Source organism: Klebsiella sp. JN_Kp121 (assembly GCF_040062145.1).
In the GTDB taxonomy this organism is placed as follows: domain Bacteria; phylum Pseudomonadota; class Gammaproteobacteria; order Enterobacterales; family Enterobacteriaceae; genus Klebsiella; species Klebsiella aerogenes.
This window is the reverse complement of sequence record NZ_JBEAHX010000031.1, coordinates 19,806-31,983: the sequence shown is the minus strand read 5'-3', so window position 1 is coordinate 31,983 and position 12,178 is coordinate 19,806. Positions and strand designations below refer to the sequence as shown.

Sequence of the window (12,178 nt, the reverse complement as noted above, 5' to 3'; positions counted from 1 at the left end):
ATCAGGAGAAGTAGCTCAGCAGTGAATTAATCACCGTCCGTTGGTTTACCGCAGACAGGTTGTAGAACAGCGGCAAACGCAGCAGGCGTTCGCTCTCCTGGGTGGTATAACGATCTTCGCCGCAGAACTCGCCGAACTGTTCGCCAGCCGGGCAGCTATGGAGCGGAATATAGTGGAACACCGCCAGAATTTCTGCCTCTTTCAGCCAGTTAATCAGCGCCGCGCGGTCATCGTTATCCCGCAGCTTAATGTAAAACATATGCGCGTTTTGCCCGCAATCCGCCGGCACCGCCGGCAGATCGATCCGGCCCGCGCGCGCCAGCGGCAGCAGCGCGTCATAATAAGTTTGCCACAGCGTCAGGCGCTGTTGGTTAATCCGCTCAGCGGCTTCCAGCTGCGCCCAAAGATAGGCGGCCTGCAGATCGGACATCAAATAGCTGGAACCGATATCGCGCCAGGTGTACTTATCCACCAGACCGCGGAAGAACTGGCTACGGTTAGTGCCCTTTTCGCGAATGATTTCCGCGCGTTCCACCAGTTTACGATCGTTGATAAGCGTTGCACCGCCTTCACCACCGGCGGTGTAGTTTTTCGTCTCATGGAAGCTAAAGCAGCCAATATGGCCGATGGTGCCCAGCGCGCGCCCCTTATAGGTGGACATCACGCCCTGCGCGGCGTCTTCCACCACGTACAGATTATATTTGGCGGCGAGCGCCATGATGGTGTCCATTTCACAGGCCACGCCCGCATAATGCACCGGCACGATCGCCCGGGTTTTATCAGTGATTGCGGCTTCTATCAGCGATTCATCAATATTCATCGTATCGCGACGGATATCGACGAAGACGATTTTCGCCCCGCGCAGCACAAAGGCATTGGCGGTGGAAACAAAGGTATAGCTGGGCATGATGACTTCATCGCCAGGCTGAATATCCAGCAGCAGCGCCGCCATCTCCAGCGACGCGGTGCAGGATGGCGTCAGCAGCGCTTTGGCGGTGCCGAAGCGCTGTTCAAACCACTGCTGGCAGCGACGGGTAAAACCGCCGTCACCGCAAAGCTTGCCGCTGTTCATCGCCGATTGCATGTAATCGAGCTCAGTCCCCACCACCGGCGGTGCGTTAAATGGAATCATCGTGTCACCTGTATAACCAGTACGCGGTGCTTTCCACATTCGCACCGCTGAGAATATAACGTTTAAGCGCGGCGGTGTTGCCCATCTGGGTCGCCACCCGCAGTGTAGAAAGCCCGCGTTGCGCCGCCCAGTGGCGCGCCGCCTGCATAAGCTCGGCGCCAGCGCCGCGCCCGGCCAGCAGGCCGATACGCGCGTCGGTGTCGTTGAGCTGACGCAAAGAAACAAATGCGCGGATGTCGCCATCGGACGCGCGAAATAGCAGACACTGGTGGTCAAAGGTCCCCAGCACCGCGTTTTCAATCCATTGCGCGTAGAATCGGCCGCTGGCATCAGCGGCGTACCAGGGAGCGCGAAAACGGCTCATAGCAAAGGCCTGCGCCGCCAGTTCGCGCAGTCGCGCAATATCGCCTTCAACGGCCCATTCGGCGCCGGCATCAGCCGGCTCGCCTACCGGCAACGCCAGATCGACCTCGCCTTCCACCAGTTGAAAACCGATCTCCTGTAGCGCATCCAGCCGGGCGGTGTCGCTGGCAGCGACTTTCGCCTGCACTCGCGACCATCCCGCCAGGGTTTCAGCGGTGAGCTGCGGCGCGCGCTCGTCAAAGCGAACGATACCGCTATTAACGGCGAAGAAGCGGTTTTCCCACTCCAGCGCTTCAATACTGGCGCGGGCGGGCACGGAGGAGATCCAGCAAGTATTGGCCATAGCCGGTTTTTTCCAGCCGCTTCGCGGCGCGTTTGACGCCGTCATCGTCAAGCCAGCCGTTACGCCAGGCAATTTCTTCCAGACAGGCGATTTTAAAGCCCTGCCGCTTTTCTACCGTCTGCACAAACATGCTGGCTTCAATCAGACTATCGTGCGTGCCGGTATCCAGCCACGCAAAGCCGCGCCCAAGCAGCTCGACGGTTAACGCGCCATCCTCAAGATACATCTGGTTGATGGAGGTAATTTCCAGCTCGCCGCGCTCGGACGGTTTGACCCGTTTAGCGTACTCGGCCACTTTTCCATCGTAGAAATAAAGCCCGGTGACCGCCCAGTTCGACTTCGGTTGTTTCGGCTTTTCCTCCAGCGACAAGGCGCGGAAGTTGTCATCAAACTCCACCACGCCGAAGCGCTCAGGATCCATCACCTGATAGCCAAATACCGTCGCCCCTTCGGTGCGGGTTGCGACGCTACGCAGCTTAGGGCTAAAGCTCTGGCCAAAGAAGATATTATCGCCCAACACCAGGCACGCCGGTTCGCCGTTGAGAAACGCTTCCCCGATGATAAACGCCTGGGCTAAACCATCCGGCGTCGGCTGAACGGCATAGTGCAATTGGATACCAAACTCGGAACCATCGCCGAGCAGGCGTTGGAAATCGCGCTGATCTTCCGGCGTGGTGATGATAAGGATTTCACGGATCCCGGCCAGCATTAGGACCGACAGCGGGTAGTAAATCATCGGCTTGTCGTAAATCGGCAATAGCTGTTTCGACACGCCGCGCGTGATGGGATGCAGGCGCGTACCGGAACCGCCTGCCAGAATAATACCTTTCATCATGCCCCCCTGGGCCAGTTAGCCGTGCAGCCCAAGACGCTCGCCCTGATAGCTACCGTCCTGAACCTGTCGCCACCATGCCTCATTTGCCAGATACCACTGGACGGTTTTGCGCATGCCGGAAGTAAAGGTCTCATCCGGCGCCCAGCCCAGCTCGCGTGCAATCTTCGCCGCGTCAATCGCATAACGCAGATCGTGGCCTGGCCGGTCAGCGACGAAGGTAATCAGATCGCGATAATGCGCCACGCCCTGCGGCTTATGCGGCGCCAGCTCTTCGAGCAGTTCGCAAATGGTTTCCACCACCTCGATGTTTTTACGCTCGTTATGACCGCCGATATTGTAAGTTTCGCCCGGCTCGCCGCGGGTCGCTACCAGATACAGCGCTCTGGCGTGATCCTCGACGTACAGCCAGTCGCGAATTTGTTGGCCATTACCGTAAACCGGTAGCGGTTTTCCCGCCAGCGCGTTGAGAATAATCAACGGGATCAGCTTCTCCGGGAAGTGATACGGGCCGTAGTTATTCGAGCAATTAGTGATAAGCGTCGGCAGGCCGTAGGTACGCTGCCAGGCGCGCACCAGATGGTCGCTGCTGGCTTTCGAGGCCGAATAAGGGCTGCTTGGGGCATAAGGCGTGGTCTCGGTAAAGAAATCATCGCTGCCATGCAGATCGCCATACACTTCGTCCGTCGAGATATGATGAAAGCGAAACGCCGATTTTTGCTCCACCGCCAGCGTATTCCACCAGCTGCGCGCGGCTTCCAGCAGCGTATAGGTACCGACGATATTGGTCTCAATGAACGCCGCCGGGCCATCAATAGAACGATCGACATGGCTTTCCGCCGCCAGATGCATCACCGTATCGGGTTGATGCTGTTGGAAGATGCGATCCAGCTCGGCTCGGTTACAGATATCCACCTGTTCAAAGGCAAAACGCGCATCCTGCGCCACCGGCGCCAGCGACATCAAATTGCCGGCATAGGTCAGCTTATCCACGACCACGATGCGATCGGCGGTGTGCTGGATGATTTCACGCACTACCGCGGAGCCAATAAAGCCCGCACCGCCGGTGACCAGAATCGTTCTCACCGCCACACTCCTTTGGTGTCGATGATATAGGCCTGGGTAACGCTATCGCCGCTAACGGCTTTAAACTCGTTGTGATCGACCAGCATCACCAGCACATCGGCGCTCGCCAGCGCATTATCAAGGGTCGCCAGCGTACACAGGCCATCAAGCTTCTTCGGCAGCGTGTGAATGTTGGGCTCAACCACCTGCGTCACGCCGCTGTGCCAGCGGGCGATCTGCGCGGCAATTTCCATCGCCGGGCTTTCACGTAGATCATCAATGTTAGGCTTAAAGGCCAGGCCGAAGCAGGCAATAGTCAGTTCACTGGCGCGTTTATTGCTGGCATTCAGGCACTCGGCAACCTGTGCTTTCACCCGTTCGATAACCCATTCCGGCTTGTGGTCGTTAACCTCGCGCGCGGTGCGAATCAGACGCGCCTGTTGCGGGTTTTGCGCCACGATAAACCACGGGTCGACGGCGATACAGTGGCCACCGACGCCCGGACCCGGCTGCAGAATATTGACGCGCGGATGGCGGTTCGCCAGGCGGATCAGTTCCCAGACGTTGATCCCCTGGTCGGCGCAAATCAGCGATAGTTCGTTAGCAAAGGCGATGTTGACGTCGCGGAAGCTGTTTTCCGTCAGCTTGCACATTTCCGCAGTGCGCGAGTTAGTCACTACGCATTCGCCTTCAAGGAAAATTTTATACAGCTCACTGGCACGCGCCGAGCAGACCGGCGACATACCACCAATAACGCGGTCATTTTTGATGAGCTCGACCATCACCTGCCCCGGCAGTACGCGCTCCGGACAGTAGGCGACATTAACGTCAGCCGCCTCGCCCACCTGCTGTGGGAAGCTGAGATCGGGGCGCATCGCCGCCAGCCACTCGGCCATCTGTTCAGTCGAACCGACCGGCGAGGTGGATTCCAGGATCACTAACGCCCCTTTCTTCAGGGTCGGGGCAATAGATTTAGCGGCGGATTCAACAAAGGCCATATCTGGCTCATGCCCGCCTTTAAACGGCGTCGGGACGGCAATCAGGTAGGCGTCAGACTCCACCGGCACGGTGGTGGCGCTTAAATATCCCTGTTCAACCGCCGTTTTTACGACGCTCGCTAAATCCGGCTCGACGATATGAATCTCACCACGGTTAATGGTCTCAACGGCGTGTTGATTGATGTCCACGCCAACCACCCGCCGTTGCCGGGAAGCAAATGCGGCAGCGGTTGGCAGACCAATGTACCCAAGGCCAATCACTGAAATGGTAGAAAAACTCATAGCGTTACCTGATTATTTTTAAGAGCGGATAAAATACGATCGCATGCCTGACCATCGCCGTAAGGGTTATGGGCCCGACTCATTGCCTGCCAGGCGGCATCATCCTGCAGCAGACGGGTGACTTCATCGACGATACGCTGCCTGTCGGTGCCGACCAGACGTACGGTGCCTGCGGCGACCGCCTCCGGGCGCTCCGTCATTTCGCGCATCACCAGTACCGGTTTCCCAAGCGACGGCGCTTCTTCCTGAATCCCGCCGGAATCGGTCAGAATCAGCCACGCGCGATTCATCAGCCAGACGAACGGCAGGTAATCCTGCGGATCAATTAATTTCACGTTAGCGACATGGCCGAGAATACGGTTAACCGGCTCGCTGACGTTCGGGTTCAGGTGAACCGGATAAACAATCTGTACATCAGGGTGATGGCTGGCGATATCCGCCAGCGCATGGCAAATGTGCTCAAAGCCGAGACCAAAGCTCTCGCGGCGGTGGCCGGTCACCAGAATTAATTTCTTATCCTCTTCGAGGAACGGGTAGCGCTGCATCAGTTCATTGCGCAGCGCCTCGTCACCAAGGACACGATCGCGAACCCAGAACAACGCATCGATCACCGTATTGCCGGTGACGGTAATGCGTTCTTCGTTAATATTTTCCCGCAGCAGGTTATCGCGCGAGGTGGCGGTCGGGGCGAAATGGTACATTGCCAGACGCCCGGTCAGCGTGCGGTTACCCTCTTCCGGCCACGGCGAGTTCAGGTCGCCGGTACGCAGGCCCGCTTCCACGTGGCCCACCGGGATGCGCTGATAAAACGCCGCCAGGCTGGCCGCCATCGTCGTCGTGGTATCGCCATGTACCAGCACCACGTCCGGCTTAAACGACTCCAGTACCGGCTTTAAACCTTGCAGAATGCGGCAGGTGATCTCGGTTAATCCCTGACCCGGCTGCATAATGTTCAGATCGTAGTCCGGCGTAATCGAAAACAGTTTCAACACCTGATCGAGCATCTCCCGATGCTGCGCGGTTACGCAAACCTTTGCCTCAAAATGAGGATCCTTTGCCAGCGCATGGACCAGCGGCGCCATCTTGATGGCTTCTGGTCTCGTGCCAAATACAGTTAGTACTTTCACATCGATTCTCTTCGATTAGGTGATGATGGCGAGGAGCCTTCATCACAGGCCCCATTCACTGGACACGACGACGTGCTAACGCCACGCCTGCGCCGATGAGCGCGCCCACAATCCCCCACATGATCATCAGAAATACACGCCGCGGGCTATCGCGTTTTACAGGTTCTTCCGGCGTACGCAAATATCTGTAAGTCTGAAAACGTGGATCCAGCGTCGGGCCAACGTTTAGCGTGTTCAGCATGGCGCGGTTCTGGTCATAGTCGAGATCGTATTCCGGCCCTACGGCCTGCAGATTTTCGAGGCGCGCCTGCAGCATCGGCCGGCCAAGTAAGAAGAGTTCGGAGGCCGGCAGCTGTTCCGCCGGAACATCGGTCTCGCTGCGGGAAATGTTATGTTGCTGGGCGATTTTCAACGCCTGCTCGACGCTCTGCACGCGGCGGTTGTAGATCTCGCTTGCCACCTCTTCCTGACGCTTCACCTGCGCTTTCATCTGTACCGTACGCGCCGCCCAGGCGCCCTTCAGCTCATCATTAAGATGACCAGCGGCGCGTTGGCTGGCGAAAGCGACATACTGACGCAGCAGATTATTGGCATCTGGCGCGGTCTCCGCCGTCAGCTTGATGCTGTCATTGACGCTTTTCAGCGGGTCGCCGGGGATAAACTGAATATCGTTAATCAGATCGTCAAGCATCGCGGCATCCGCGCGTGAGTTGCCTGACTGGCGCTGCTTGTAGTAATCGGTCTGCAGCCAGAAGTCACGGCGGGTATCCCATGACGCCTGTTGCATAATAAACTCTTTGTATGCCTCATCCATGGCGGAAGGTTGGTCTACCGAAGCCAGATCGGCTTTGATATCCAGGTTACGTAAGAACTGCTGTTGCGAATAGTATCCGCCCAGCATATTGACGGTCGGCCGGTCGGTAATTGCCGTCGCGCTCCACTCCTGGCGAGCAAAAAAGGAATAAATAAGAACGATCAGCGCGAACAGCACGGCGATGCCGACTATCCAGCCTTTTCCTGCCCATAAGGCGCGAAACAGCCCGCGAATATCCAGTTCGTTCTCAACGTTCACTGCTTGTGCTCCCGGTAATGGTTGAGTCATCACTTCCCCAGTTTTACTTTGTTAAATTTGGATTATTGCCGCTGTGTCGCCGAATTCTGCGTCTAATGCGCTTAACCAGACGCGCCACTTTCCATGCGCGCTTAATGCAGTAGCCATAAAGTAAAAAAGCAAACAAAAAGAGTATTAACATCACCCATTCAGGAACAATACGGGTGTATTCCGCCACTACGCCGACCAGCGCCAGTAAAGCGGCAGCCAGCGTAATCAGGACAAAGGCCTGCCGGGAAGTAAACCCGGCACGCATGATCAAATGATGAATATGCTGACGATCTGGCGAGAACGGGCTCATCCCCTTTCGCAGGCGGCGATACATAATCGCCACCATATCCATCAGTGGAATCGCAATAATCCACAGCGCCGTCACCGGGCTGATGGGATGCGTTTTGCCCTGCGTCGTCTCCAGCAGGATCCAGATAATGGTGAAGCCAATCATGGTACTGCCGGCATCACCCATAAACACTTTATAGCGACGTCCAAGCGCGCCAAGATTAAGTAAAATATAGGGCAGAATGGCGGCGATCATCGCAAAACACCACATCGCCAGGCTGTACTGGCCATCAAACCATAAGATGATGCCGGTTGCCGCGAAGGAGACGGACGAAAGCCCGCCGAGCAACCCGTCAATGCCATCCACCATATTGAAGGCGTTGATTGCCGCCCAAACGGCGAAAAGCGTGAGGAAAAAACCAAAGGGGCCGAGGACTAACTCCCACGAACCGAAAATATAGCCGAGGCTGCTGAGATGCAGATTACCCGCCGTCATCATGATAACGGCTATCGCGGCCTGAATAACCGCACGAATTTTTACGCTGATATCAAATCGGTCATCCAACGCGCCGACCAACACCAGCACCCCCGCGCAGGCCAGATACAGCGTGGCATGAGGGATATAATAATCGGCAATCGCAAAGGTAAAACAAATACCGGCATAAACTGAGATACCACCAACTAACGGAATCAAACCTTGATGCCGTTTCCGATAGTTTGGCTTATCCACTAACCCAATTTTTTTCGCTGCTTTACGGGCAACAAATATAAACAGGGTCGTGAATAAGAAAACACTGATTAATTCAGTAATAGCAGTGAGTAAATTCACAACACATGTGCTCTCAGCATAGTTAATCCGGGGAGTATAACGATGATGTCTCCACTCCTGAAGGGGAAAAGCAGAACATTACAAATTTATTGTATATATTTTAGACTGTTAAAGTCCTTTCTGCTTAACCCGCCGCGCATATCATACGTCAACGCTGGCGGTGCTTTTCCCGCCTGGATCATACAAAGCTACAAAACAAAACGCCACGCAATCGCGTGGCGTTTTTTCGGCGTATTCCGTCCTACGAACGCTTCATCATATCGAAGAAGTCGTCGTTAGTTTTGGTCATCGCCAGCTTGTTAATGAGGAACTCCATTGCGTCGATTTCACCCATTGGATGGATGATTTTGCGCAGGATCCACATTTTCTGCAGTTCTTCCTGGGTGGTCAGCAGCTCTTCTTTACGGGTACCGGAACGGTTGTAGTCGATAGCCGGGAAGACGCGTTTTTCCGCAATCTTACGGGAGAGGTGCAGTTCCATGTTACCGGTGCCTTTAAACTCTTCGTAGATAACTTCATCCATTTTAGAGCCGGTATCGATAAGCGCGGTAGCGATGATGGTCAGGCTGCCGCCCTCTTCCACGTTACGTGCCGCACCGAAGAAACGCTTCGGACGATGCAGGGCGTTAGCGTCCACACCGCCGGTCAGCACTTTACCGGAAGCCGGAACCACGGTGTTGTAGGCACGGGCCAGACGGGTGATGGAGTCGAGCAGGATAATAACGTCTTTTTTATGCTCAACCAGACGTTTCGCTTTCTCGATAACCATTTCGGCAACTTGCACGTGACGAGATGCCGGTTCGTCGAAGGTAGAAGCGACAACTTCACCTTTAACCAAACGCTGCATCTCGGTCACTTCTTCCGGACGTTCGTCGATAAGCAACACCATCAGCACGCAGTCAGGATGGTTGTACGCGATGCTCTGCGCGATGTTCTGCAGCAGCATGGTTTTACCGGCTTTCGGCGGCGCGACGATCAGACCACGCTGGCCGCGGCCAATCGGCGATGCCAGATCCAGTACGCGAGCGGTTAAGTCTTCGGTAGAACCATTACCACGCTCCATACGCAGGCGTGAATTCGCGTGCAGCGGCGTTAAGTTCTCGAACAGAATCTTGTTACGCGCGTTTTCCGGCTTGTCGTAGTTAACTTCGTTAACTTTCAGCAGCGCGAAGTAACGTTCACCCTCTTTAGGAGGACGAATCTTACCGGAAATGGTGTCACCAGTGCGGAGGTTGAAGCGGCGGATTTGGCTGGGGGATACGTAGATGTCGTCTGGACCGGCGAGGTAGGAGCTGTCTGCTGAGCGGAGGAATCCAAATCCATCCTGCAGTATCTCCAGTACGCCATCGCCAAAGATATCTTCGCCACTCTTTGAATGCTGCTTGAGGATGGCAAAAATAATATCCTGCTTACGCATACGAGCCAGGTTTTCCAGCCCCATATTTTCGCCGAGAGTAATCAGCTCAGAAACCGGCGTATTCTTTAATTCGGTAAGATTCATAGTGGTGTGGGTTCTTAAACTCGGGGTAAATCTCGAACTTAATGTTGTGAATGGTATGGCAGGAACATCCATGCCTGTTAGCGGCTTCATCTCGTGTCTGTACGTTGCCTGGTCACAGGAAAGAACGCAGAACTGAAACGACAAGACGGAATGAGTGATAAGCCCGGAATTATTAGCCTCACGCGCATAGTCTGCGGGACGCTTTGGGTAAAACAAGATTCAAACAATAGGTATGTTTAAAACGAAGTCTGGAATTAACTTAGCACGACTCAGGCCGGGCGTCCAGAGTTCCACAAAAAATAGGAATCCGGACGCCGGAATGGCAAACCGATTACGCCAGGTTGGCGTCGAGGAACTCTTTCAGTTGGCCTTTGGACAGCGCGCCGACTTTAGTCGCCGCGACTTCGCCGTTTTTGAACAGCAGCAGCGTCGGGATGCCGCGGATGCCGTACTTCGGCGCCGTGCCCGGGTTCTGATCGATGTTCAGTTTAGCCACGGTCAGTTTGCCTTGATACTCTTCAGCGATCTCATCCAGAATCGGGGCGATCATTTTGCACGGACCACACCACTCTGCCCAGAAATCGACGAGGGTCAGCCCGTCAGCCTTGAGTACGTCCGTGTCAAAACTGTCGTCAGTCAGGTGAATAATTTTATCGCTCATATATAACTCCACAGGAATAAGCCTGGTGTGTTGGTGTCGCAGTCATCAACGACGTGTTGATGCTACGTTATGCACGCTATTCTTCAGGATGCCTCTTTTATAAGCTACCTGCGGGAATGGATCCACCATGGACCACCACCGCCGATGCTTAAGCGCACTGTCTGCAAATCTACCTGCGGCAGATTTACCGCCCCCGTTGCGCTTAGTAGTCTAAGCTTTCCGGGATCCATTCAGTAGCCGGAGACGCACCTTGAATAATTTCGTATATCGCCAACGAAAGGTTGACGTTATTTCACCGGATACGCTTTCTTAATGCAATAGTTAGCTGATATTCTACCACACTATGAGCAAAACACATTTGACAGAACAGAAGTTTTCCGACTTCGCCCTGCACCCGGCAGTTGTCGAAGCCCTTGAAAAAAAAGGGTTTCATAATTGCACACCCATTCAGGCTCTCGCCCTTCCGCTCACGCTGGAAGGCCGCGATGTCGCCGGGCAGGCGCAAACCGGTACCGGTAAAACGATGGCGTTTCTGACGTCAACGTTTCATTATCTTCTCTCTCACCCGGCCATCGCAGACCGCCAGGTTAACCAACCGCGCGCGCTGATCATGGCGCCAACGCGCGAGCTGGCGGTACAGATTCACGCTGACGCCGAACCGCTGGCGCAGGCCACCGGTCTGAAGCTCGGTCTGGCTTACGGCGGCGACGGCTACGATAAGCAGCTGAAAGTACTGGAAAGCGGCGTTGATATTCTGATCGGCACCACCGGTCGTCTGATCGATTACGCCAAACAAAACCACATTAATCTCGGCGCCATTCAGGTTGTCGTGCTCGACGAAGCCGATCGCATGTACGATCTCGGCTTTATTAAAGATATCCGCTGGCTATTCCGCCGCATGCCGCCGGCCACTCAGCGCCTGAACATGCTGTTCTCCGCCACGCTGTCTTATCGCGTACGCGAACTGGCATTCGAACAGATGAACAACGCCGAGTACGTTGAAGTCGAACCGGAACAGAAAACCGGCCACCGCATTAAAGAAGAGTTGTTCTATCCTTCCAACGACGAAAAAATGCGCCTGCTGCAGACGCTGCTGGAAGAAGAGTGGCCCGACCGCGCTATTGTTTTCGCCAACACCAAGCATCGTTGTGAAGATATCTGGGGCCATCTGGCGGCAGATGGACATCGCGTCGGCCTGCTGACCGGCGACGTGGCACAGAAAAAACGCCTGCGTATTCTCGAAGAGTTCACCCGCGGCGATCTCGATATTCTGGTTGCGACAGACGTAGCCGCTCGCGGCCTGCATATCCCAGCCGTCACCCATGTCTTTAACTATGACCTGCCGGATGACTGCGAAGACTATGTCCACCGTATCGGCCGTACCGGCCGCGCGGGCGCCAGCGGGCACTCCATCAGCCTGGCCTGTGAAGAATACGCGCTGAACCTGCCGGCAATCGAAACCTATATCGGCCATTCGATCCCGGTCAGCAAGTACAATCCGGACGCGCTGATGACCGATTTACCGAAGCCGCTGCGTTTAACGCGCACCCGCCCCGGTAATGGCCCGCGCCGTAATGGCCCGCCTCGTAATCGTCGTCGCTCAGGTTAATATCTATGCCATACACGAAATTTTTCAGGATGCGCCACGGAGATTA

The 12,178-nt window shown here is 55.4% G+C and carries 11 protein-coding genes; 1 reads left to right on the top strand and 10 read right to left on the bottom strand.

Going from position 1 to position 12,178, the window contains the following annotated elements:
- Window position 1: 1 nt before the first annotated feature.
- The 10 genes from rffA to trxA form a co-directional block, all read right to left on the bottom strand.
- Complete coding sequence (gene rffA, locus ABLU86_RS20770) at window positions 2-1,132, bottom strand: dTDP-4-amino-4,6-dideoxygalactose transaminase (protein ID WP_015368878.1); 1,131 nt, start codon at window positions 1,130-1,132, stop codon at window positions 2-4.
- A 4-nt stretch (window positions 1,133-1,136) separates the two neighbouring features.
- A complete protein-coding gene (gene rffC, locus ABLU86_RS20765; RefSeq protein ID WP_042894670.1) occupies window positions 1,137-1,811 on the bottom strand; it encodes a dTDP-4-amino-4,6-dideoxy-D-galactose acyltransferase in 675 nt (224 codons plus the stop codon).
- On the bottom strand, window positions 1,789-2,670 hold the full coding sequence (rfbA, locus tag ABLU86_RS20760) for a glucose-1-phosphate thymidylyltransferase RfbA (protein ID WP_015368880.1): 882 nt from the start codon (window positions 2,668-2,670) through the stop codon (window positions 1,789-1,791). The genes rffC and rfbA overlap by 23 nt, the downstream gene beginning before the upstream one ends.
- Window positions 2,671-2,688: 18 nt before the next feature.
- Window positions 2,689-3,756, bottom strand: coding sequence for a dTDP-glucose 4,6-dehydratase (gene rffG / locus ABLU86_RS20755; RefSeq protein ID WP_126027878.1), 1,068 nt, complete (start codon window positions 3,754-3,756; stop codon window positions 2,689-2,691).
- Window positions 3,753-5,015 carry a UDP-N-acetyl-D-mannosamine dehydrogenase gene (wecC, locus tag ABLU86_RS20750; protein WP_015368882.1) on the bottom strand — a complete coding sequence of 421 codons (1,263 nt, stop codon included), beginning with the start codon at window positions 5,013-5,015 and terminating at the stop codon, window positions 3,753-3,755. Before wecC ends, rffG begins: the two co-directional genes overlap by 4 nt.
- Window positions 5,012-6,142, bottom strand: coding sequence for a UDP-N-acetylglucosamine 2-epimerase (non-hydrolyzing) (gene wecB / locus ABLU86_RS20745; RefSeq protein ID WP_015703970.1), 1,131 nt, complete (start codon window positions 6,140-6,142; stop codon window positions 5,012-5,014). Before wecB ends, wecC begins: the two co-directional genes overlap by 4 nt.
- 55 nt (window positions 6,143-6,197) lie before the next feature.
- Window positions 6,198-7,244, bottom strand: a complete 1,047-nt coding sequence (gene wzzE, locus ABLU86_RS20740; RefSeq protein ID WP_032715380.1) for an ECA polysaccharide chain length modulation protein — start codon at window positions 7,242-7,244, stop codon at window positions 6,198-6,200.
- A gap of 13 nt (window positions 7,245-7,257) precedes the next feature.
- Entirely contained in the window at window positions 7,258-8,361 is a 1,104-nt protein-coding gene (wecA, locus tag ABLU86_RS20735) for a UDP-N-acetylglucosamine--undecaprenyl-phosphate N-acetylglucosaminephosphotransferase (protein ID WP_015368885.1), read from the bottom strand.
- A gap of 241 nt (window positions 8,362-8,602) precedes the next feature.
- Window positions 8,603-9,862 carry a transcription termination factor Rho gene (rho, locus tag ABLU86_RS20730; RefSeq protein ID WP_002883293.1) on the bottom strand — a complete coding sequence of 420 codons (1,260 nt, stop codon included), beginning with the start codon at window positions 9,860-9,862 and terminating at the stop codon, window positions 8,603-8,605.
- Between the two features lie 331 nt (window positions 9,863-10,193).
- Window positions 10,194-10,523, bottom strand: coding sequence for a thioredoxin TrxA (trxA, locus tag ABLU86_RS20725; RefSeq protein WP_002883224.1), 330 nt, complete (start codon window positions 10,521-10,523; stop codon window positions 10,194-10,196).
- A gap of 343 nt (window positions 10,524-10,866) precedes the next feature.
- Between trxA and rhlB the strand changes: the two genes are divergently transcribed.
- Complete coding sequence (gene rhlB, locus ABLU86_RS20720) at window positions 10,867-12,132, top strand: ATP-dependent RNA helicase RhlB (protein ID WP_015368886.1); 1,266 nt, start codon at window positions 10,867-10,869, stop codon at window positions 12,130-12,132.
- Window positions 12,133-12,178 lie beyond the last annotated feature (46 nt).